Consider the following 23,745-nt stretch of genomic DNA (forward strand, 5'->3'; position numbering starts at 1 on the left):
ACGCAACCCTGCGCGACACGCTGAAACAGCACCTCAAAGCCAACCTGCCGGACTACATGGTGCCGACGCACTTCCTGGTCTTGGACCAGTGGCCATTGACCGCCAACGGCAAGCTGGACCGCAAGGCCCTGCCCAAGCCGGACGCCAGCCAACTGCAACAGGGCTACGTGGCCCCGCGCACGGCGCTGGAGCAGCAACTGGCGGCGATCTGGAGCGAGGTGCTCAAGGTCGAGCAAGTGGGCCTGCACGATAACTTCTTCGAACTCGGCGGCCATTCATTGCTGGCCACCCAGGTCACCTCGCGCATCCGCCAGCGCCTGGACCTGGAAGTCCCGCTGCGCAGCCTGTTCGAGTCCGCCGACCTGCAAGCCTTCGCCCAGGCCGGCGGCCAAGGCGCGGCCAGCCAGGCGCCGGTGTTCAGCGTCGTGGATCGCAACCAGCCGCTGGCCTTGTCCTACGCCCAGCAACGCCAGTGGTTCCTCTGGCAGCTGGAGCCGGCCAGCGCCGCCTACAACATCCCATCGGCCCTGCGCCTGAAGGGCGAGCTGGATATCGAGGCGCTGCGCAGCAGCTTCGCCGCGCTGATCGCCCGCCACGAAACCCTGCGTACTACGTTCCATCAGGAAGGTGAACAGGCCTGGCAACGCATCCATGCCGCAGGTGACTTCGACTTGCCGGTCGAGACGGTGGCGAGCGAGGCGCTGCAGGCGCGAATCGCGCAGGAGACCGCGCAGCCGTTCGACCTGGAACACGGCCCGTTGCTGCGCGCCCGCCTGCTGCGCCTGGCCGCCGACGAGCATGTGCTGGTACTGACCCTGCACCATATCGTCGCCGATGGTTGGTCGATGCCGATCATGGTCGATGAAGTGGTGCGTCTGTATGCCGGGTACCGTCAGGGCGCCGAGGCGCAACTGCCGGCCCTGGCGTTCCAGTACGCCGATTATGCCGCCTGGCAGCGCCAGTGGATGGCGGCGGGCGAGCAGGCGCGCCAGCTCGACTACTGGCGCCAGCAACTGGGCGACGAGCAACCGGTGCTGGAGTTGCCTGCCGACCGCCCACGCCCATTGCAGCTGAGTCATGCCGGGGCACGCCTGGATATCCACCTGGAGCCGGAACTCGCCGAGGCGCTGAAAGCCACCGCACGGCAACAGGGCGTGACCCTGTTCATGCTGTTGCTGGCCTCGTTCCAGGTGCTGCTGCACCGCCTCAGTGGTCAATCGCAGGTGCGCGTCGGCGTCCCGGTCGCCAACCGCAACCGGGCCGAGACCGAGGGCCTGATCGGCTTCTTCGTCAACACCCAGGTGCTCAAGGCTGAGTTCGCGCCGCAAACCACCTTCGCCGGGTTGCTGCAACAGGTCCGGCACACCGCCGTGCAGGCCCAGGCGCACCAGGACCTGCCGTTCGAGCAACTGGTCGAGGCGCTGCAGCCCGAGCGCAGCCTGAGCCACAGCCCACTGTTCCAGGTGCTGTTCAACCACAAGGCGGAAAACCCCGGCATGGCCCAGGAACTGGCCGGGCTGCGGATCGAGGGGCTGGGTTGGGAAGACCGCAGCACCCAGTTCGACCTGGTCCTGAACACGGTCGAGCACGACGCGGGGTTGAGCGCCATCCTGACCTACGCCACTGCATTGTTCGATCCGGCCACTGCCGAGCGTCTGGGTGGGTACTGGCGCAATCTGTTGCAGGGCATCTGCCAGGACAGCGCCCAACGCGTGGCGCAGTTGCCGTTGCTCGATGCGCTCGAGTTGGATGAGCGGCAAGCGCATGTACAACGTTACCCAAGCTCCGAGTGCGCTCACGCGCTGATCGAGCAGCAGGCGGTGCGTACACCGGAAGCGATCGCCGTGACCTTCGCCGGGCAGATATTGAGCTATGACCAGCTCAACCGCCGCGCCAACCGCCTGGCGCACAAGCTGCGCGCGCAGGGCGTGGGGCCGGATGTGCTGGTGGGCATCGCGGTGGAGCGCGGGTTCGAGATGATCGTCGGCCTGCTGGCGATCCTCAAGGCCGGGGGCGCCTATGTGCCGCTGGACCCGGAATACCCGCAGGATCGCCTGAGCTACATGATGGAAGACAGCGGCATTCAGTTGCTGCTGACTCAAGGCCATCTGCTGGCCGGGCTGCCGGTGCCGGCGCACGTGCGCAGCCTGTCTCTCGAAGATGATCTGACCGACTATAGCGACGAAAACCCCGAGCACCTGACCCAGCCAGACAACCTGGCCTATGTGATCTACACCTCGGGCTCGACCGGCAAGCCAAAAGGCACGCTGCTGCCGCACCACAACCTGCTGCGCCTGTTCAAGGCGACGGACGCCTGGTTTGGCTTTGATGCGCAGGATGTGTGGACGCTGTTCCACTCGTACGCCTTCGACTTCTCGGTGTGGGAGATCTTCGGTGCGCTGCTGCATGGCGGTCGTCTGGTGATCGTGCCGCGTGAGGTGACCCGCTCGCCGGAGGACTTCCACCAGTTGCTGGTGGAGCAGGGCGTGACCGTGCTGAACCAGACCCCGTCGGCGTTCAAGCCGCTGATGCGCGTGGCCTGTGACAGCACTGCCGATCTGGCGCTGCGCTACGTGATCTTCGGCGGCGAAGCCCTGGATGTGGCCGCTTTGCAGCCATGGTTCGAGCGCTTCGGCGAAGAGTGCGACAACCTGATCAACATGTACGGCATCACCGAGACCACGGTGCACGTGACCTACCGGCCGATCCGTTTTGCCGACACGCAACAGGCGGGCAGCCCGATCGGCGCGGCAATTCCGGACCTGTCGATGTACGTGCTGGACGCAGATTTCAATCCGGTGGCCAAGGGCTGCACGGGCGAGCTGCATGTCGGCCACGCTGGCCTGGCACGGGGTTACCACAACCGCGCCTCGCTGACTGCCGAACGCTTCGTGCCGGACCCGTTCTCCAGCGAAGGCGGACGCCTGTACCGCACCGGCGACCTGGCGCGTTACCGCGAACAGGGCGTGATCGAGTACGTGGGCCGGATCGACCACCAGGTGAAGATCCGTGGCTTCCGTATCGAACTGGGCGAGATCGAAGCGCGCCTGCAAGAGCATGCGGCGGTGCGTGAAGTGCTGGTGCTGGATATCGACGGGGCAGGGGGCAAGCAACTGGCGGCCTACCTGATCGCTCAAGATCCAGCTGCCGATCACGCAACCCTGCGCGACACGCTGAAACAGCACCTCAAAGCCAACCTGCCGGACTACATGGTGCCGACGCACTTCCTGGTCTTGAACCAGTGGCCGCTGACCGCCAACGGCAAGCTGGACCGCAAGGCCCTGCCGAAGCCGGATGCCAGCCAGCTGCAACAGGGCTACGTGGCCCCGAGCACGGCGCTGGAGCAGCAACTGGCGGCGATCTGGAGCGAGGTGCTGAAGGTCGAGCAGGTCGGCCTGCACGACAACTTCTTCGAACTCGGCGGCCACTCGTTGCTGGCCACCCAGGTCACCTCGCGCATCCGCCAGCGCCTGAATGTGGAAGTGTCGCTGCGTAGCCTGTTCGAATCCGCCGACCTGCAGGCCTTCGCCCAGGCCGCAGGCGAGGGTGCGGCCAGCCAGGCCCCCGCCATTACCGTGGCGGACCGCAACCAGCCGCTGGTGCTGTCGTACGCCCAGCAACGCCAGTGGTTCCTCTGGCAACTGGAGCCGGATAGCGCCGCCTACCACATCCCTGCAGCCCTGCAACTGAAGGGGCGACTGAACCCCGAGGCGTTGCGTCAGGCCTTCGAGACCCTGATCGCTCGCCATGAGAGCCTGCGCACCACCTTCGATCAGCAAGGTGGCGAAGCGCAGCAGTGTATCCACGCGCCCACGACGTTCACCCTGGTCATGGAATCGCTGCAGGACACCTCCACCGAGGCGGTCCGCGAGCGCGTGGCTCGGGAGATCCAGCGCCCGTTCGACCTGACCCAGGGGCCGCTGTTGCGAGTACGCCTGCTGCGCCTGGCCGAGGACGATCACGTGCTGGTGCTGACCCTGCATCATATCGTCGCCGATGGCTGGTCGATGCCGATCATGGTCGATGAAGTGGTCGACGCCTACCTGGCCTTGAGCCAGGGCCGGCAACCCGAACAGCCGGCCTTGCCGGTGCAGTACGCCGACTATGCCGTCTGGCAGCGCCAGTGGATGGAGGCCGGCGAGCAGGCCCGCCAGCTGGACTACTGGCTGGCGCAGCTGGGCGGCGAGCACTATGTGCTGCAACTGCCCACCGATCATCCACGGCCCACTGTGCAAAGCCACGCCGGTCGCAGCCTCGCCATCGAGGTACCGGCGCCGCTGGTCCAGGCTTTGAAGGCGCAGGCGCGCCAGCAAGGGGTGACGCTGTTCATGCTGCTGCTGGCTTCGTTCCAGAGCTTGCTGCACCGGCAGACCGGGCAGGCCGACATCCGTGTCGGCGTGCCGATCGCCAACCGCACCCGGGCCGAGACCGAAGGCTTGATCGGCTTCTTCGTCAACACCCAGGTGCTCAAGGCGCAGTTCGAGCTGCACACGACCTTCAGCGCGTTGCTGCAACAGGTCAAGCACGCCGCCTTGCAGGCCCAGGCGCACCAGGACCTGCCCTTCGAGCAACTGGTCGAAGCGCTGCAGCCGGAGCGCAGCCTGAGCCACAACCCGCTGTTCCAGGTGATGTTCAACCACCAGGCCCAACGCTCGGACCAGGGGCGCGAACTGCCTGGGCTGAGCATCGAAGGCCTGAGCTGGGGCAATCCCACGGCGCACCTCGACCTGGCCCTGGATACTTTCGAAAGCGAGGACGGCCTCGGCGCGACCCTGACCTATGTCAGCGACCTGTTCGAGCACGCCACCATCGAGCGCATGGCCGCGCACTGGCTCAACCTGTTGCAGGCAGTCAGCACCCAGCCTGCCCAGCGGATCGTCGAGCTGCCGCTGCTCGATGAGGCACAGCGCCAGGTCATCCTCGGGCAGTGGAGCCGCCACGAGGCGATCTACCCTGACCAGCGCACCGTGCAGCAGCTGATCGCCGACCAGGCCGCGCGTACCCCGCACGCCACGGCGCTGATCTGCGAAGGGCAGCAGCTCACCTACCAGGCCCTGGACCTGCGCGCCAACCAGCTGGCCCATCGCCTGCGCGAGGCGGGCATCGGCCCGGACGTGCGCGTGGGCATCGCCCTGCCGCGCAGCCTGGACATGGTGGTCGGCCTGCTGGGCGTGCTCAAGGCCGGCGGCGCCTATGTGCCGCTGGATCCCGACTACCCGCACGAGCGCCTGGCCTACATGATGGAGGACAGCGGCATCGCCCTGTTGCTCGGCCACAGCGCCCAACTGCAAGACCTGGCCATGGCACCGCAGGTGCGCAGCCTGTGCCTGGACAGCGAGTCGCTCGATGCCTGGCCGAGCCATGCGCTGCCGGCGCTGGGCGACCCCGACAACCTGGCGTACATCATGTACACCTCCGGTTCCACCGGGCGCCCCAAGGGCGTCGGCATCAGCGCTGCGGCCCTGAGCCGCCATGCCCATGTCGCCCAGGGTTTCTGCGGCCTGTCGGCGGCCGACCGGGTGCTGCAGTTCTCCACCTTCAACTTCGACGCCTTCGTCGAGCAGCTCTACCCGGCGCTGATCTGCGGCGCCAGCGTGGTGCTGCGCGGCCCGACGCTGTGGGACAGCGAGACCTTCTACCGTGAAGTGGTGACCCAGGGCATCACCTTCGCCGACCTGCCAACCGCCTACTGGTACCTGTTGGCCAAGGACTTCGCGGCCAAAGGCCCGCGCGACTATGGTTCGCTGCGGCGCATCCACATGGGCGGCGAGGCCATGGCCGCCGATGGCGTGCTGGCCTGGCAACAGGCCGGGCTCGGCCATGTGCGCCTGCTCAATACCTACGGGCCGACCGAGGCCACCGTCAGCGTCATGAGCCACGACTGCAGCGCCTATGTCACCGGCGAGCAACCCCTGCCGGTGCAGATCCCGATCGGCAAGGCCCTGGGCGGTCGCTCGATCCACCTGGTGGACGCCGATGCCGACCTGGCCCTGCCGGGCGCCATCGGTGAACTGCTGGTCGGTGGCGAGCTGCTCGCCCGCGGCTATCACAATCGTCCGGGGCTGACCGCCGAACGCTTCATCCCCGACCCGTTCGCGACGACGCCGGGCGGGCGCCTGTACCGCACCGGCGACCTGGCGCGCTATCGCGAGCACGGCGTGGTCGAGTACGCCGGGCGTATCGACCATCAGGTGAAGATCCGCGGCTTCCGTATCGAGCTGGGCGAGATCGAGGCGCGCCTGCGCGAGCACCCGGCGGTGCGCGAAGTGCTGGTGGTCGATATCGATGGCCCGGGCGGCAAGCAACTGGCGGCCTACCTGGTGCCCAACGCCATGCCCGAGGCCGAGGACGGCCTGCGCGCCGAGCTGAAGGCGCACCTGGGCGCCAGCCTGCCGGACTACATGGTGCCGATGTACCTGGTGCTGCTCGAACGCATGCCGCTGCTGCCCAACGGCAAGCTCGACCGCAAGGCGCTGCCGGCCCCCGATACCCGCCAGTCGCAGCCGGCCTACGTGGCCCCGGTCAGTGAACTGGAGCAACAGCTGGCGGCGCTCTGGGCCGAGGTGCTGCAGGTCGAGCGTGTGGGCCTGGGCGATGACTTCTTCGAGCTGGGCGGGCACTCGCTGCTGGCGGCCCAGCTGATTTCCAAGATCAACTCGGGCCTGGGCATCGACATCCCCCTGCGCCTGCTATTCGAGAAACCGCAATTGAATGATTTTGCCCAGGCTTGTGCCAGCACCGGCTTGTCGTTGAGCGAGGACGGCTTGTCCGATATCGAAAGAATGATGAATGAAATGGCGGGCGTCTGAGATGGACAAGAGCACAGCAGAACGTATCGCCAAGCGCTTTGTCGGCCTTGCCCTGGAGCAGCGTCGGCAGATCCTCGACAAGATGCGCGAGACCGGGCAGAGCTTCCGCTTGCTGCCCATCGCCGTGACCCGTCACGACAGCCCGCGCATCCCGCTGTCCTATGCCCAGCAGCGCATGCTGTTCCTCTGGCAGCTGGAGCCGCACAGCAGCTTCTACAACGTGCCGATGGCGGTGCGCCTGAGCGGTTCGCTGAACCAGCAGGCCTTGGCCCAGGCCCTGGATGCGCTGGTGCGGCGCCATGAGAGCCTGCGCACGCGCTTTGTCTCCGAGCAGGGCGAGTTCCACCAGCAGGTCCTCGAGCAGCCGGGCGTTGGCCTGGAGGTGCGCGAGGTGCAGGCCGGGCCGGGCGAGGATATCGAGCAGTGCCTGCGTACTGCGGTGCGCGAGGCGCTGGATGCGCCGTTCGACCTGCTCGAAGGCCCGCTGCTGCGGGTCCGGCTGTTGCGCCTGGCACCGACCGAGCACGTGCTGACGGTGTGCATGCACCATATCGTCTCCGACGGCTGGTCGGGCGAGCTGATGGTGCAGGAGTTCGTGCACCTGTACGAGGCGCTGTCGCAAGGCCGTGACGCCAACCTGCCGCCGCTGGAGGTGCAATACGCCGACTACGCGATCTGGCAACGCGCCTGGCTGGAGGCCGGCGAGGGCGAGCGCCAGTTGCAGTATTGGAAGCAGCAGCTGGGCGATGAACACCCGGTACTGGACCTGCCACTGGACCACGAGCGTCCGGCGCACCCCAGCTACCGTGGCGCGACGCTGCGCAGCGATGTGCCGGCGGCGCTGTCGGCGCAGCTCAAGGCCCAGGCGCGCAGCCAGGGCCAGACCGTGTTCATGCTGACCCTGGCGGCGCTGGCCGTGACCCTGTCGCGCTACAGCGGCCAGGCCGACATCCGCATCGGCGCGCCCAACGCCGGGCGCAACCGCAAGGAAGTCGAAGGCCTGATCGGCTTCTTCATCAACACCCAGGTGCTGCGGGTGCAGGTGGACGAGCGCCAGAGTGGCGCGGCGCTGCTGGAACAGGTGAAGCAGGTGGTCAGTGGCGCGCAATCGCACCAGGAACTGCCGTTCGAGCACCTGGTCGACGCCCTGGCGCCGGAGCGCAACCTGGGCCACAACCCGCTGTTCCAGGTGAAGATCAACCAGAACATGGCCGATACCGAGGCCGGCGCCCAGGCCCGGCAGACGCTGGGTGAGCTGAGTGTCAGCGGTTTTTCGGTCGAGGGCAGCGATGCGCGCTTCGACCTGGCCTACGACTTCACCGAAACCCCCGACGGCCTGCAAGGCTACTTCACCTACAGCACCGATCTGTTCGAAGCCGCGACCATCGAGCGCATGGCCGCTTCGTTCCAGGCCGTGTTGCGTACGCTTGTCGAGCACCCCGACGCGGCATTGCTCGATCACCCGGACGCCCAGGCTGAGCAGGTCGAAACCGCTGCCCAAGGCTGGCCGCAGCAGGACTTCCTCGCCCTGTGGCGTCAGGGCCTGCAAGCCGGGGGTGGGCAGCCGGCATTGCGAGCTGGGGATCGCACGCTCACCTACGCCGAGCTGGAGCAGCAGGCCAACCGTTTCGCGCATTACCTCAAGGCGCAGGGTATCGCCCCGGGCATGACCGTGGCGCTGTGCCAGGAGCGCTCCATCGAGTGGGTGACCAGCCTGCTGGCGGTGCTAAAGCTGGGCGCGGTGTACCTGCCGCTGGACAGCCGCCAGCCGGCCGAGCGTCTGCAGCAGTTGCTGCAGGCCAGCGCCGCGCAGCTTCTGGTGCATGCCCAGGGCGACGCCCAGGCGGCGGGGCTGGGCGTGTGCCGCGCCGTGGCCTATGACGCTTCGTTGTATGGCGACTGCGACGACCAGCCTCCGGCGGTGCGTGTCTTGCCGCAGCAGGCGGCCTACATCATCTATACCTCGGGTTCCACCGGGCAACCCAAGGGCGTGGTGGTCAGCCACGGGGCGCTGGCCAACTACCTGCAGGGCGTGCTGCAACGCCTGGACTTGCAGCCCGGCGCCAGCCTGGCGATGGTCTCCACCGTGGCCGCCGACCTCGGCCACACCGTGCTCTTTGGCGCGCTGGCCTCGGGCCGGCTGCTGCACCTGCTGGGCCACGACCAGGGTTTCGATCCGGATGCCTTCGCCAGCTACATGGCCGAGCACCGCGTCGATGTGCTGAAGATCGTGCCGAGCCACCTGCAGGGCCTGTTGCAGGCCGCGCAGCCGGAGCGGGTGTTGCCCGAGCAACTGCTGATCCTTGGTGGCGAGGCCAGTTCCTGGGCGCTGATCGAGCAGATCCGCCGCCTGAAGCCCGGCTGCCGGATCATCAACCACTACGGCCCGACCGAGACCACCGTGGGCATCCTCACCCACGAAGTCGGCAAGCGCCTGCCCGGCTGGCGCAGCGTGCCGGTCGGCCGACCGCTGGACAACGGCCAGGCGCGGGTGCTGGACGCCTACCTCAATCCGCTGTCCGAGCGCGTGGCCGGCGAGCTGTACCTGGGCGGCCAGGGCCTGGCCCAGGGTTATGTCGGCCAGCCGGGGTTGACCGCCGAGCGTTTCGTCCCCGATCCGTTCGGTGACAACGGCCAGCGGCTGTACCGTGCCGGTGACCGCGCACGCCTGGACCAGGGTGTGCTGGAGTACCTGGGCCGTGGCGACGACCAGGTGAAGATCCGTGGTTACCGGGTCGAGCCGGGCGAGGTCGGCCAGGTACTGCAAGGCCTTCCCGGCGTGGCCGAGGCCGTGGTGCTGGCACTGCCCCTGGACAGCGACCCTACGCGCCTGCAACTGGTGGCCTGGGCCGTACCGGCGGCGGGTGTCGAGCTGCAGGCCGAGGCCCTGCGTCAGGCCTTGCTGGAGCGCCTGCCAGAGTACCTGGTGCCGGCGCAGGTGCTGCTGCTCGAACGCCTGCCGCTGACCGCCAATGGCAAGCTGGACAAGCGTGCCCTGCCCAGACCCGGGGTGGTGGCCAAGCAGCGCTTTGTCGCGCCGGTGGGTGAAATCGAAGAGAAACTCGCGGCGATCTGGTGCGAGGTGCTCAAGCGTGAGCAAGTGGGCAGCACCGACAACTTCTTCGAGATGGGCGGCGACTCGATCCTCAGCCTGCAGATCATTGCCCGCGCCAAGCGCCAGGGCATCAAGCTGAGCCCCAAGCAGTTGTTCGAGAAACAGACCATCGGCCAACTGGCGGCGGTGGCCAAGCTGATCGAGAAGAAGCCGGCGGCCGAGGTGGTCGAGCAGGTCAGCGGCAACCTGCCGCTGCTACCGATCCAGGCGCGGTTCTTCGACAGCGCGATTCCCCAGCGCCACCACTGGAACCAGGCGGTGCTGCTGACCCCGCGCCAGCCGTTGACGGTGGCCTTGCTGCAACCTGCGCTCAAGCTGCTGGTGGAACAGCACGACGCCCTGCGCCTGCGGTTCAGCGAGGACCAGGGCCAGTGGCAAGGCCAGTTCGCGCCGGTCGACGCGCAGCAGTTGCTGTGGGTACATCAGCTGGACGATGCCGCGCGCCTGCCGGAACTGGCCGACGAGGCCCAGCGTAGCCTGGACCTGAAGAATGGCCCGCTGCTGCGCGTGGTGCTGATCGACCTGCCCGAGGGGCAACAGCGCCTGCTGGTGGTGATCCACCACCTGGTGGTCGATGGCGTGTCCTGGCGCGTCCTGCTCGAAGACCTGCAGCTGGCCTGCCAGGCACTGCTGGCCGGCAAGGCGCCGGTGCTGCCGGCCAAGAGCAGTTCGCTCAAGGCCTGGGCCGAGCACCTGCGCGAGCACGCCCGCAGCCCCGCGATGGTGGCCGAGCTGGCCTACTGGCAAGCGCAGTTACAGGGTGTCAGCGACGTCCTGCCTGGGGCGAACCCGCAGGGTGGCCAGCAGCGCAAGCATGAAATCTCGGTGCGCACCCACCTGAACGCCGAACTGACCCGGCAACTGCTGCAGGAGGCGCCGGCCGCCTACCGCACCCAGGTCAACGACCTGCTGCTGACGGCGCTGGCGCGGGTCATCCGCCGCTGGACCGGCGAGGCGCACGCGCTGATCCGCCTGGAAGGCCATGGCCGCGAAGACCTGTTCGATGACCTCGACATCACCCGCACGGTCGGCTGGTTCAGCAGCCTCTACCCGTTGAAGCTGACCCCCGCCGATGACCTGGGCGCGTCGCTGATGGCGGTCAAGGAGCAACTGCGCGCCGTGCCGGCCAAGGGCATCGGTTACGATGTGCTGCGTTACCTGGGTGACGCGCAGGCCCGCGAAACCCTCGGCGCCCTGGCCCAGGGCAGCATCGTGTTCAACTACCTGGGGCAATTCGACGGCAGCTTCGATAGCGAACAAGGGTTGTTCACCCCGGCGCCGGAAGGCGCGGGGCAGGGGCAAAGCCCGGAGGCGCCGCTGGGCAGCCTGCTCAGCATCGATGGCCAGGTCTACTCCGGTGAACTGGCGCTGGACTGGAGCTTCAGCAGCGCCGTGTTCGAACGTGGGCAGATCCAGCGCCTGGCCGACGAGTACGCTGAGGAGTTGCGCCTGTTGATCGGCCACTGCACCACTCCGGGCGTGGCGGGTGTGACGCCTTCGGACTTCCCGCTGGCCAACCTCGACCAGCGTCAGCTGGCGGCGCTGCCGGTGGCGGCGGACAACATCGAAGACATCTACCCGCTGTCGCCGATGCAGCAGGGCATGCTGTTCCACAGCCTGTACCAGCAGGAGGCGGGCAACTACATCAACCAGACTCGCGTCGAGGTGCAGGGTCTGGACGTACCGCGCTTCATCGCGGCCTTGCAGGCCACCGTGGACAACCACGAAGTGCTGCGCAGCAGTTTCTTCAGTGGCTACGACCAGTCACTGCAAGTGGTGCAGCGCCAGGCGCGGCTGCCGCTGGTCGAGCTCGACTGGCGTGACCAGGCCGACCTGCCGCGGGCGTTGCAGGAATGGACCGAGGCCGACCTGCGTGCCGGTTTCGACCTGGCCAGCGGTCCGCTGCTGCGCCTGGCGGTGATCCGCAGCGCCGAACAGCAGTACCAGCTGGTGCTGACCAACCACCATATCCTGCTCGATGGCTGGAGCAGCTCGCGCCTGTTCGGCGAGGTGCTGCAGCGTTACGCCGGTGTCACCCCGGCAGGCAAGAACAGCCGTTACCGCGACTATATCCAATGGCTGCAGCGCCAGGACCAGGCCGCCAGCGAGCGCTTCTGGCGCGAGCGTACGGCGGAACTGGACGAGCCTACGCGGCTGGCCCAGGCCTTCAGGGCCGAAGCCCAGGGCCACGGGCAGGCCGAGCATCAGATCAGCCTGGATGCACAGCGTACCCAGCGCCTGGGCGAGTTTGCCCGGGACCAGCGGATCACCCTCAACACCCTGGTCCAGGCCGCGTGGCTGTTGCTGTTGCAGCGCTACACCGGGCAGGCCTGCGTGACCTTCGGCGCCACCGTGGCCGGCCGCCCGGCGGAGCTCGCGGGCGTCGAGGAGCAGCTGGGGCTGTTCATCAATACCTTGCCGGTGGTTGCCAGCCCACGTCCGGAGCAGACCGTGGGCGACTGGGTACAGCACGTGCAAGGGTTGAACCTGGCCCTGCGCGAGCACGAGCACACGCCCCTGTACGAGATCCAGCGCTGGGCCGGCTGGAGCGGTGAGGCACTGTTCGACAATATCCTGGTGTTCGAGAACTACCCGGTGTCGGAGGCGCTGCAGCAAGGCGCTCCCCAGGGGCTGGTGTTCGGCGAGGTGGCCAGCCTGGAGCAGACCAACTATCCGCTGACGCTGGTGGCCCAGGTGGGCGAAAAACTGTCGGCCAGCTTCAAGTTCGACCGCGCCAGCTATGCCGAATCGGCTGTCGGGCAGATCGCGGCACATTTCGTCGAGCTCCTGGAAGGGTTGGCGGACTCGTCGCAGCGGGCGTTGGGTGAGCTGGTGCTGAGCACCGCGCCGCTACAAGTGATCGATAGCTATCCAAGCTCGGCCTGCGCCCATGCGCTGATCGAGCAGCAGGCGGCGCGCACGCCTGAAGCGATCGCCGTGACCTTCGCCGGGCAGGCGTTGAGCTACGACCAGCTCAACCGCCGCGCCAACCGCCTGGCGCACAAGCTGCGCGCGCAGGGCGTGGGGCCGGATGTGCTGGTGGGCATCGCCGTGGAGCGTGGTTTCGAGATGATCGTCGGCCTGCTGGCGATCCTCAAGGCCGGGGGCGCCTATGTGCCGCTGGATCCGGAATACCCGCAGGATCGCCTGAGCTACATGATGGAAGACAGCGGTATTCAGTTGCTGCTTACTCAAGACCATCTGCTGGCCGGGCTGCCGGTGCCGGCGCACGTTCGCAGCCTGCAGCTGGAGGATGATCTGGCCGGTTACAGCGACGAAAACCCCGAGCACCTGACCCAGCCAGACAACCTGGCCTATGTGATCTACACGTCCGGTTCCACCGGCAAACCGAAAGGCACGCTGCTGCCGCACCACAACCTGCTGCGCCTGTTCAAGGCCACCGATGCCTGGTTCGGCTTCGGCCCGCAGGATGTGTGGACGCTGTTCCACTCCTATGCGTTCGACTTCTCCGTGTGGGAGATCTTCGGCGCGCTGCTGCACGGCGGTCGCCTGGTGATCGTGCCGCGTGAAGTGACCCGTTCGCCGGAAGACTTCCACCAGTTGCTGGTGGAGCAGGGCGTGACCGTGCTGAACCAGACCCCATCGGCGTTCAAGCCGCTGATGCGGGTGGCCTGTGACAGTGCATCCGACCTTTCGCTGCGTTACGTGATTTTCGGCGGCGAAGCCCTGGACGTGGCTGCGTTGCAACCGTGGTTCGAGCGCTTCGGCGAGGACTGCGACAACCTGATCAACATGTACGGCATCACCGAGACCACGGTCCACGTGACCTACCGGCCGATCCGTTTTGTCGACACGCAACAAGCGGGCAGCCCGATCGGTGCGGCGATCCCCGATTTGTCGATGTACGTGCTGGACGCAGACTTCAACCCGGTGGCCAAGGGCTGCACCGGCGAGCTGCATGTCGGCCATGCCGGCCTGGCGCGGGGTTACCACAACCGTGCCTCGCTGACTGCCGAACGCTTTGTGCCGGACCCGTTCTCCAGCGAAGGCGGACGCCTGTACCGCACCGGCGACCTGGCGCGTTACCGCGAGCAGGGTGTGATCGAGTACGTGGGCCGGATCGACCACCAGGTGAAGATCCGCGGCTTCCGTATCGAACTGGGCGAGATCGAAGCGCGCCTGCAAGAACATGCGGCGGTGCGCGAAGTGCTGGTGCTGGATATCGACGGGGCAGGGGGCAAGCAACTGGCGGCCTACCTGATCGCTCAAGATTCATCAGCCGACCATGCAACCCTGCGTGACGCGCTGAAACAGCACCTCAAAGCCAACCTGCCGGACTACATGGTGCCGACGCACTTCCTGGTCTTGGCGCAGTGGCCATTGACCGCCAACGGCAAGCTGGACCGCAAGGCCCTGCCCAAGCCGGACGCCAGCCAGCTGCAACAGGGCTACGTGGCCCCGCGCACGGCACTGGAGCAGCAACTGGCGGCGATCTGGGCCGAGGTGCTGAAGGTCGAGCAGGTCGGCCTGCACGACAACTTCTTCGAACTCGGCGGCCACTCGCTGCTGGTGATCACCCTGGTGAACAAGGTGCGCGAAGCCTTCGCCATCAATATCAGCCTGCATGAGTTCATGCTGATGGCCAGCTTCGAGGAACTGGCCAACTTCATCGGTGGCGGCAAGGATCGCCTGAAATCGCCGGTAATCAACCTCAACGGCTGCCAGCGCCAGCGCCCGGCGCTGTTCTGCCTGCCGCCGGGTGGCGGCGGTGCCTACGCCTACTACCCGCTGGCCAGCCGCCTGGCCGATGAGCGCCCGGTGTATGGCCTGGTCAACCGCTGCTATGCCGAGCCGGGCTGGGTGGACGAATCCTGGGCGGCGATGGTCGGCTATTACGTCGAGCAGATTCGCCGTACCCAGGCCAGCGGCCCGTACCATCTGCTGGGTTGGTCCATGGGTGGCGCCCTGGCGCTGGAGGTGGCTTACTCCCTGGAGCAGGCCGGCCAGCAGGTCGGTTTCGTCGGCCTGGTCGACACCCAGCTGCCGCAGGAAGTATCCGGTCTCGACGCCGAGTCTGTCGAGGTGGTGCAGGTGGCGCGGGCGGACGAGAGCCTGCTGCGTGGCCTGCTGGCCTTTGCGCCGGGCGTCGGCGAGGCGCGGATCGCTGGCTTCATCGACGAGGCCGAGCGTCTGCCGGCCGAGATCGACAGGACCGAGTGGGTCATCGCGCAGGTGGCCGCCGCGGGGAATGTCAGCGCCGAACGTCTGCGCAGCATTCACGAGGATGTGCACTTGCAGCGGGAGATCGTCGACGGCTTCGCCGTGCTCGACCGCAACGCCGAACTGAGCCAGGCATTCCGCCTGCGCCCGCTGGTGGTTCAGGTGGACTGCTGGTGGGCCAGTGAAAGCCGCAGCGCCGAGCGGGTACGCCTGGGCGAGGCGGGGCTGCTGGCCCAGGCTTCGGTCAACGGGCTGGCCAGTTCGACGGTGATCGCCGATGGGCATGAGGGTGTGATCAACGCCGTCGCGTTCATCGACGGGCTGGTGCAGCGGCTTGCCGACAAGGCGTAAGGGTTGCTGTCGCAGCGAGCCGGGGACCGCAATGTGGTCCCGGCATTGCTGCCCATCAAACCGTGCGCAAGCGCGCCTTCTCCACCTGTTGCATCTCCACTCCATCGAGCAATGCCTCGACCACTGCCTTGGCCGCATCCAGCCCATGATCATTGCCCAGCAACAGGTCATGGCAGGTGCCGGTCGCCAGTTCCATTGCCTTGAGGTTGGTGGCGAACGCGCCCTTGAGCAGAGTGGACAGGTGCACCAATGCATCTTCGAAGTCCACGCCTTCGCGCACGGCGAACAGGGAAGGGTGGCTGCATTCGCAGTTGCCGAAGCTGGAGTGCGCCGTGGTGGCGCGGGAAGGGGGATCGGGTAAGCCTTTTGTCATTGTGTCGCTCCTTGATTCAATGGAGCCGCCACAGATCGCTACCAAACGAAGTGGTGACGGCTGTACGCAGGTTGGTAGACCGGGAATCAAGGAAACCGGCGCGCACGAGTGCGCCCTACGCACAGCCGCCATAAAACGAAATAGCGGGCACAGAAAAAGCGCCGACTCTATCGCAATGGGGGCGCTTGTGCGCCTTGATTGATCGCGGGCTACCAAACCCGGCTGCTGGACTTACAGCAGCGCGCAAAGGTTACCGGGCTCAGGCAACCGTTTCAAGGCGCGTTCATATGCGGATACACTCGCCGATTCACCACCACAAGGATGTGCCTGATGCCCGAACCCTCCAACCTGTTGGCCTTCGCCCTGATCAGCCTGGGCATGGTGCTGACCCCCGGCCCCAACATGATCTACCTGATCTCCCGCTCCATCTGCCAGGGGCGCGGCGCTGGGCTGATCTCCCTGGCCGGAGTGGCCATGGGCTTTGTCTTCTACATGCTCTGCGCAGCGCTCGGGATCACCGCGTTGGTCATGGCCGTGCCGTTCGCCTACGACGCCCTGCGCATCGGCGGTGCGCTGTACCTGCTGTACCTGGCCTGGCAGGCGCTGCGCCCGGGCGGGCGCTCGCCGTTCCAGGTGCGCGAGCTGCCGGCGGACAGCCCCAGGCGGTTGTTCATGATGGGCTTTGTGACCAACCTGCTGAACCCCAAGATCGCGGTCATGTACCTGTCGCTGATGCCGCAGTTCATCGAGCCGGGCCATGGCAGCGTCTTGCTGCAGTCGCTGGTACTGGGCGGCACGCAGATCGCCATCAGCGTCACGGTCAACGCGTTGATCGCGGTCATGGCGGGGTCGATCGCCGTGTTCCTGGCCGGTCGGCCGGTGTGGCAGCAGGTGCAGCGCTGGCTGATGGGCACGGTGCTGGCCGCCCTGGCCGTGCGCATGCTAGCTGAAGGGCGCCGTTGATCGCCAACAGCGATCAGATGGAACGTTTTGCCACCGGCCGACTTCTTACCCTCAGAGGAAAGACAACGTGCCCGGGATTACCGCGACATGAAAGCCCGCCAGGAGAGCAAATCAGTCAACTTGCAACCATTACCGGGTTTCATGCGCGGTGGTGGCGAAGTCAGCTGCCTGTTGCAGGCCATGGATTGGGGACGTTCGCCACTGGGCCCGCCGGACGCTTGGTCGCCAGCATTGAAGGGCGTGGTCGCCACGCTCCTCAGCGCCGAGGCACAAATCGTGCTGTTCTGGGGGCCGCAGTACGCCGCGCTGTACAACGATGCTTACTGGCCGACCATTGGTGACAAGCACCCCGCGGCGCTAGGGCAACCCGCCCAGGTTCACTGGCGCGAACTGTGGGACGACCTGGAACCTTTGTTGCGCGGAGTGCGTGAAACCGGCGTGAGCTTTTCCGCCAAGGACCGGCCGTTCTACATCGAACGCCATGGCCCCGGTGAAACGGCATACTTCGACGTCTCCTACTCCGCCGTTCGCGAGGCCGATGGCGCCGTAGGCGGCGTGCTTTGCATCGTCACCGAGACATCCGAACGCGTGTATTTCCAGCACCGTCAGGCATTTCTCCAGGAACTGCGCCAGGCCTTGCCCGGCCTCGGCCAGGCCGAACGCATCGAAGCCCATGCGGTAAGGCGCCTGGCCAAGGAGCTGGGGGCCGCAAGAGTCTGCTTCGGCGAAGACCTGGGCGATGGACGCTACCGGGTAGGACAGGAATGGGCCGCACACGTGCCGCCAATCACCGGCATCAACCAGTACGCGGCCTTGGACCCGGCATTGCGCGAGGCGCTGCTGGCCGGTCAGGTCGTGCAGCGTAACTATGAAGCGAACAGTGCTACGCCCGGTTTCCAAGGGCTGTGTGCCACGTTGCACGCCCCTGTGCTGCGCGCCGAGCGGCTGGAGGCTATGCTCGCGGTGCACTTCCACACCCCCCATGCATGGACACCCAACGAGTGCGTGCTGGTCCAGGAGACCGCCAGCCAGGTGTGGGCGGCCATCACCCATGCCCGCGCCGAGCGCGCGCTGCATGCCTTGAACGAAGACCTCGAGGAAAGAGTGGTAAACATGCTCGCCCAGCGCGAGGCCTCACTGGTGCACCTGCACGAGGCGCGCAAGGCGGAGATCATCGGCCAGCTGTCCGGCGGTATCGCCCACGACCTGAACAACATGCTCACGCCGATCATTGCTTCGTTCGAGTTGCTGCGCCGCCATCCGCAACAGGAGCGTGCCGAACGCCTGATCGACGGCGGCCTGCAGGCGGCGGAGCGGGCGCGCAATCTTGTCGGGCGCCTGCTCAGTTTCGCCCGGCGCCAGACCCTCAAGCCCGTCACGGTGTCGCTGGCCGCGCTGGTGGCGGACATGCACGAACTGATGGCGCGCTCCCTGGGGCCGGCCATTGTGTTGCAGGTCGACATCGACACGGCGCTGCCAGGTGTATTGGTGGATCCGCACCAGTTGGAACTCGCACTGCTGAACCTTGTGGTAAACGCCCGGGACGCCATGAGTGAGGGTGGCCAACTGATCATACGCGCGGGAGCCAATGAGGGCAGCGTGCCTAGGCCGCAAGGGCTGGAGGGCGGTCGCCAGTTGTGGCTGCAGGTCAGTGACAACGGCTGTGGCATGAGTGACGAAGTGCTGGAGCATTGCATCGAGCCGTTCTACTCGACCAAGGGGGTGGGTCGGGGCACCGGCCTTGGTCTGCCGATGGTGCAGGGCCTGGCGTTGCAGTCTGGCGGCGGCTTCAGCATTCGCTCATGGGTCGGTCGAGGCACGGAAGCGACCTTGTGGCTGCCAGCCAGCGAGGCTGAGGTGGTCGAGCGCTTCGTCGAAACGGACGCGCCGCAGCAGGCGCAACGGCCGACTCGGGTGCTGCTGGTCGATGACGAGCCGCTGGTGCGCCAGGCCACGTTGATGCAGTTGCGCGCTCTCGGTTACGAGGTGACCGAAGCGCAAGGGCCCGCCGAGGCCCTGGGGTTGCTGGACCAGGGGCTGGTGCCCGATGCGCTGCTGACCGACCATGTCATGGCCGAGATGACCGGGGCGCGACTGGCCCAGCAGGTACGTGAACGCCTGGGCCAACTGCCGGTGTTGATCATTACCGGTTACACCAACCTCACGCCACGCGAGTTGCATGGCTTCGACGTGCTGCGCAAGCCGTTTCGCCAGGATGAGCTAGGACGCAGCCTGGCGCGTTTGCTGACGGCACGAGGGTAGGTCACGAACCGTTCCTGTGCCACACAGCGCTCACTGCCGCCGCAGCACCTCCTCCAGCATTCGGCACACCTGCTCGGCCGAATAGGGCTTGGCGAGAAAGGCGAAACCCTGGTGGCCACCTTCGGCAATCGCCTCGCTGTAGCCGGAGGTGAGGATCACCGGCAACTGCGGCTGGCTGCGCTGTAACTCCAAGGCCAGGGCCAGTCCCCCCATGCCCGGCATCATCACGTCGGAGAACACCACGTCGAACCCGCCTTGTGTCGAGGCGATCTGTATCAGCGCATCCTCGGCCGAGACCGCCCAACTGACCCGATAGCCATGATCGCGCAGGATCTGCGCGATGAAACTGCCGACATCCGGGTTGTCCTCCACCACCATGATATGTCGGGACTCGCCAGAGGGCTCTAGCGCTGGCATCGTGGCGATGTCCTCGACCGCTGCCTGAGGTACCTGGGGCAGATACAGGGTAAAGGTAGTGCCTTTGCCTTGGCCGCTGCTGACCTGGACATCGCCGCCCGACTGCTTGACGAAGCCGAACACCTGGGACAAGCCGAGCCCGGTACCCTGGCCCGCGCCCTTGGTGGTGAAGAATGGATCGAAGATCCGCTCCTGCAGGTGCGGGGCGATACCCACGCCACTGTCGATCACCGAGATCGCGGCGAATGGCCCGGCCTGGGCGGCCTGGCCGCGCAGCGCCGGCATGGGCTGGTCGGCTTCCAGGCGCAAGCGCAGGGTGCCCGCGCCCGCCATGGCATCGCGGCCGTTGATCATCAGGTTGATCACCGCGGTTTCCAGCTGGCCGAGGTCGGCGTGCACGTGGCAGGGCGTGTCGGGCAGTTCCAGGCTCACCTGGATGCGCGCGCCGGTGGCGGTATCGAGCATCTCGGCCATTGCTTCGAGCCTCGGGCCTGCGTCGAACACCTGGGGGCTGAGCGCCTGGCGCCGAGCGAAGGCGAGCAGTTGCCCGGTCAGCTTGGCGCCGCGGTCGACGGTGTCGGAGACGGTCTTGAAGTAGCGGCTGCGCCGGTTGTCGTCGAGGTCCGGCCGCTGCAGGAAATGGATGGAGGAGCGGATGATGGTCAGCAGGTTGTTGAAGTCGTGGGCCACGCCACCGGTCAGCTGACCGATGGCCTCGAGCTTTTGGGTCTGGCGCAGGACCGCTTCGGTGTGCAGCAACTGGCAGGTACGTTCTTCGACACGCTGCTCGAGGGTCGCGTTGAGCGCCTCCAATGCCGTCATCGCCTCGCGCACCTCGGCGTTGGCCTGGACCCGCTGGATATGCGCCCAGCAGCGTTCGGTCACTTCGCCAAGCAGGGTCTGTTCGTAGCGGGTCCAGGCCCTGGGCCGCTTGTCGTGGATGGCCATCAGCGCCGTCAGGCGGCCCTCCTTGATCAGCGGCATACAGATGGTCGCGGTGATGCCGATGGCCTGAAAGGTCGCCGACTCGGCGGCCGGCAACTGGCTGAGGTTGTCATCGATCACCAGCGCCTGGCCTGCGCGCAGGCGGCTGACGGCCAGTTCGCCGAAGGGGGCCAGGCGATACTGGCCGACCAGCCGTGGCGAGCCCGGTGCAACCCAGTCGCCACAGATGGTGAAACCGTCCTCGTCGGACGCCATCACGGCATAGGCGCAGCTGGACAATTTCAGGTGCTCGCCCAGCAGGCGGGTGGTGGTTGCCATGATCCGTTCGGGATCGGTGGCGTGCGCGGTGGCCCGGCCGAGGCTGTCGAGGAAGTTCAGGCGGCGGTTGGCCACCACGCTCGCGGTGGTTTCGGTGACCGTGTCGAGCATGCCCACAACGTTGCCGTCGTGGTCGCGTACGGGGCTGTAGCAGAAGGTGAAATAGGCGCGCTCCGGGCTGCCGTGGCGCTCGATCGTCAGCGGGAAGTCTTCGATGTACACCGCTTCGCCGTCGAGGGCGCGCCGGGCCATGCGGCCGATATCGCTCCAGGCTTCCTGCCACACTTGGCTGAAGGGGCGCCCGAGGGCCGTGGGCTTGTTGCCGAGGATTTCGCTGAAGGCGTCGTTGTGCAGGGTCAGCAGCGCATCGCCCCAGAGCACGGCCTGGGGGAAGCGCGAGGCCAGACACAGGGCGACGCTGGTCTTGAGCACGTCGGGCCAGCCGTCCAGAGGCCCAAGGGGCGTAGCCGCCCAGTCGTGGTTGCGGATGCGCGCGGCCATCAGCCCGCCGCCGTCTAGCCATTTCGCCATGAACGCTTGCCGGTCCTTTTGTGTGGGATCATCAGGTTGCACCGAGACGCGACGCTTGGCGAGGGATTTGTATGCGCTGTCGCCTCAGCGGATGAAATGCACCTTGCCGGTATCGTCGTTGCCCATGTAGATGCCGTACACCCCGGCCTGGCGCTCGAGGATGTAGCGTTCGAGGATCTGCCGGATCGCCGGGTAGTAGATCTCGTCCCAGGGGATCTGGTCCGGCTCGAAGAAGCGGTAGTCCAAGGTCTCGGGCCCGTACTGGCCGGTCTCCTCGGTGACCACGGCGCGGAAGATGATGTACACCTCGCTGATCTGCGGCACGCTGAAGATCGAGTAGGGCGAGACGATGTCGGCGCGCACGCCGCTCTCTTCCCACACCTCGCGCAGCGCCGCCTGCTCGGTGGTCTCGCCGGCCTCCATGAAACCGGCTGGCAGGGTCCAGGTCCCGGGGCGCGGCGGGATGGCGCGCTGGCACAGCAGGTACTTGCCGTCGCGCTCGATGATGCAGCCGGCGATGATCTTCGGATTGATGTAGTGGATGTAGCCGCAACCGGCGCAGTGAAGACGTTCGTGGGTGTCGCCGTTGGGGACGCCCCGGGCCAGTTCCGTGGTGCAGTGCGGGCAGTAGCGCGGGGCGGTGGGCATGGTCAGTGGCCTATGCGAGGGTCCTTGAGGGGCAGGGGGGCGACGATATCGCGGACCTTGGCGTTGTCGTCCTGCTTCTGGCGCAGGTAGTCGAGGGCGACCTTGGCGGCGGCGCGCACATGGTCGACCGAGGCCTGGTGGGCGGCCAGGGGGTCGCCGCCCTTGATCGCCTCGACGATCTTTTCCATCTCGCGGTTGCTCGCGCCCCGGCGGTTCTCCTGGGACACCGAGGTGGCGCGCAGGTAACTGATGCGCGCCTGCAGCTGGCGCAACTGCTGGGCGGCGACCTGGTTGCCCGAGCCTTCGAGCAGCACGTCGTAGAAGCCTTGCACCGAGTCGAGCACCTGCTGCAGCTCGCCGTCTTCCAGCGCCTCGCGGTTGACCTCCAGGGCGCGCTCCAGGGCGCGGATGTCCTTGGCCTTGGCGTTGAGGGTGAACAGTTGCACGATCAGGCCTTCGAGCACGCAACGCAGCTCGTAGATATCACGGGCGTCTTCCAGGGTGATGATCGCCACCCGAGGACCCTTGGCGTCGGCGAACTCCACCAGGCCTTCGGACTCCAGGTGCCGCAGGGCCTCGCGCACGGAGGTGCGGCTGACGCCCAGGCGCTCGCAGAGGTCGCGCTCGACCAGGCGATCGCCTGGTAGCAGGTGGAAGTTCATGATCGCGCCGCGCAGCTTGTCGAGCACGATTTCACGCAGGGTGACGGGGTTGCGGTTGACCTTGAAGCTGTCGTCGAGGGGCTGGCGTTTCATCAGGGGCGCTCTTCTATGCGGCTGTTGCGCCAACATCGCGGAATGCCTTGAACCGGGGCATTCCTTGCAGTGGTTCACACAGCCCGCTGTTAACGGGTGGATTGCGCATCGGCTTCGGCGAACGCTTCGCGGGCCAGGCGGAAACTGTCCACCGCCGCGGGCACGCCGCAGTAAATGCCGACTTGAAGCAGGATCTCGCGAATCTGTTCGCGGCTCAGGCCATTACGCAGCGCGCCGCGGATGTGCAGCTTGAGCTCGTGGGGCCGGTTGAGCGCGGAAATCATCGCCAAGTTTATCATGCTGCGCTCTTTGAGCGACAAGCCATCGCGGCCCCAGACATGGCCCCAGCAGTACTCGGTGACCAGCTCCTGGAGTGGCTGGGTGAACTCGTCGGCGTTTTCGATCGAGCGGTTGACGTAGTCTTCGCCGAGCACTTGTGTGCGGATCTGCAGGCCTTTCTCGTACTTTTCGTTACTCATCTGCCGAGGTCCTTGAACGTTGAATAAAAATGGGGGCCGCAACCGAGGGTGAAGGGGTATGCGCGGCCCCCGGAAACTGTGGGGCGCACAGCGCCCCCGCGAGTGTCAGCCCAGCGGCGGCAGCGCGCCGAGCTTGCCCTTGTGGTAGACCATCGGGGTGACCGGCTGCTCGGGCAGCACCAGGTTCTTCACCTGGCCGACGATGATCGCGTGGTCGCCGCCGTCGTACTCGCGCCAAAACTCGCACTCGATGATCGCCGTGGCCTTGGTCAGCAGCGGGTTGCCCAGCTCGCTCAACTGCCAGTCGATGCCCTTGGCCTTGTCCTTGCCCTTGCCGGCGAAGGCATAGGCCTCGGCGGTCTGGTCGGCGGACAGCAGGTGGATGGCGAACTGCTTGCTGTCACGCAGGATCGGGTAAGTGTCGGAGGCGTAGTTGGGGCAGAACAGCACCAGCGCCGGCTCGATCGACAGCGCGCTGAACGCGCTGGCGGTGATGCCGACGATGCCGCCGTCGGCGTCCAGGGTGGTAACCACGGTGACGCCGGACGGGAACGAGCCCATCACGTCTTTGTAGATGCCAGGTTCGATCATGGTGGCG

The 23,745-nt window shown here is 66.6% G+C and carries 10 protein-coding genes; 4 read left to right on the forward strand and 6 right to left on the reverse strand.

Translation table 11 applies throughout. The annotated features are described in order from the left end of the window. Both BMY03_RS18615 and BMY03_RS18620 read left to right on the forward strand, forming a co-directional pair. The coding region (locus tag BMY03_RS18615; protein WP_094011888.1) for a non-ribosomal peptide synthetase at positions 1-6,809 on the forward strand (6,809 nt) is incomplete at its 5' end. Position 6,810: 1 nt separating this feature from the next. After that, on the forward strand, positions 6,811-15,456 hold the full coding sequence (locus tag BMY03_RS18620) for a non-ribosomal peptide synthetase (protein ID WP_094011889.1): 8,646 nt from the start codon (positions 6,811-6,813) through the stop codon (positions 15,454-15,456). Positions 15,457-15,511: 55 nt separating this feature from the next. Here BMY03_RS18620 and BMY03_RS18625 read toward each other — a convergent pair whose 3' ends face one another. Further along, positions 15,512-15,745 (reverse strand): hypothetical protein, encoded by a 234-nt coding sequence (locus BMY03_RS18625; RefSeq protein WP_028689390.1) that lies wholly within the window; start codon positions 15,743-15,745, stop codon positions 15,512-15,514. A gap of 414 nt (positions 15,746-16,159) precedes the next feature. Between BMY03_RS18625 and BMY03_RS18630 the strand changes: the two genes are divergently transcribed. After that, positions 16,160-16,792 (forward strand): LysE family translocator, encoded by a 633-nt coding sequence (locus BMY03_RS18630; protein WP_046855231.1) that lies wholly within the window; start codon positions 16,160-16,162, stop codon positions 16,790-16,792. An 87-nt stretch (positions 16,793-16,879) separates the two neighbouring features. Beyond that, positions 16,880-19,054, forward strand: a complete 2,175-nt coding sequence (locus BMY03_RS18635; protein ID WP_094011890.1) for an ATP-binding protein — start codon at positions 16,880-16,882, stop codon at positions 19,052-19,054. Between the two features lie 30 nt (positions 19,055-19,084). On the opposite strand, the gene BMY03_RS18640 is transcribed toward BMY03_RS18635, so the two are convergent. The 5 genes from BMY03_RS18640 to BMY03_RS18660 all read right to left on the reverse strand — a co-directional run bounded on the left by BMY03_RS18640 (position 19,085) and on the right by BMY03_RS18660 (position 23,738). After that, positions 19,085-21,265: an ATP-binding protein gene (locus BMY03_RS18640; RefSeq protein ID WP_094011891.1), complete on the reverse strand. Its 2,181-nt coding sequence runs from the start codon at positions 21,263-21,265 to the stop codon at positions 19,085-19,087. Between the two features lie 84 nt (positions 21,266-21,349). After that, positions 21,350-21,913: an NUDIX hydrolase gene (locus BMY03_RS18645; protein ID WP_094011892.1), complete on the reverse strand. Its 564-nt coding sequence runs from the start codon at positions 21,911-21,913 to the stop codon at positions 21,350-21,352. A gap of 2 nt (positions 21,914-21,915) precedes the next feature. Further along, positions 21,916-22,668, reverse strand: a complete 753-nt coding sequence (locus tag BMY03_RS18650) for a GntR family transcriptional regulator (RefSeq protein WP_038706317.1) — start codon at positions 22,666-22,668, stop codon at positions 21,916-21,918. A gap of 89 nt (positions 22,669-22,757) precedes the next feature. Continuing rightward, on the reverse strand, positions 22,758-23,147 hold the full coding sequence (locus BMY03_RS18655; RefSeq protein ID WP_023632816.1) for a carboxymuconolactone decarboxylase family protein: 390 nt from the start codon (positions 23,145-23,147) through the stop codon (positions 22,758-22,760). Between the two features lie 105 nt (positions 23,148-23,252). Beyond that, entirely contained in the window at positions 23,253-23,738 is a 486-nt protein-coding gene (locus tag BMY03_RS18660) for a flavin reductase family protein (RefSeq protein WP_094011893.1), read from the reverse strand. Positions 23,739-23,745 lie beyond the last annotated feature (7 nt).

This window comes from Pseudomonas soli, assembly GCF_900110655.1.
Taxonomy (GTDB): domain Bacteria; phylum Pseudomonadota; class Gammaproteobacteria; order Pseudomonadales; family Pseudomonadaceae; genus Aquipseudomonas; species Aquipseudomonas soli.

Excerpts from the sequence above, each read along its gene's own strand:
- BMY03_RS18655 (WP_023632816.1), bottom strand. The coding sequence starts at position 23,147 with ATGAGTAACGAAAAGTACGAGAAAGGCCTGCAGATCCGCACACAAGTG.
- BMY03_RS18645 (WP_094011892.1), bottom strand. The coding sequence starts at position 21,913 with ATGCCCACCGCCCCGCGCTACTGCCCGCACTGCACCACGGAACTGGCC.
- BMY03_RS18630 (WP_046855231.1), top strand. The coding sequence starts at position 16,160 with ATGCCCGAACCCTCCAACCTGTTGGCCTTCGCCCTGATCAGCCTGGGC.
- BMY03_RS18650 (WP_038706317.1), bottom strand. The coding sequence starts at position 22,668 with ATGAAACGCCAGCCCCTCGACGACAGCTTCAAGGTCAACCGCAACCCC.
- BMY03_RS18640 (WP_094011891.1), bottom strand. The coding sequence starts at position 21,265 with ATGGCGAAATGGCTAGACGGCGGCGGGCTGATGGCCGCGCGCATCCGC.
- BMY03_RS18620 (WP_094011889.1), top strand. The coding sequence starts at position 6,811 with ATGGACAAGAGCACAGCAGAACGTATCGCCAAGCGCTTTGTCGGCCTT.
- BMY03_RS18660 (WP_094011893.1), bottom strand. The coding sequence starts at position 23,738 with ATGATCGAACCTGGCATCTACAAAGACGTGATGGGCTCGTTCCCGTCC.
- BMY03_RS18635 (WP_094011890.1), top strand. The coding sequence starts at position 16,880 with ATGAAAGCCCGCCAGGAGAGCAAATCAGTCAACTTGCAACCATTACCG.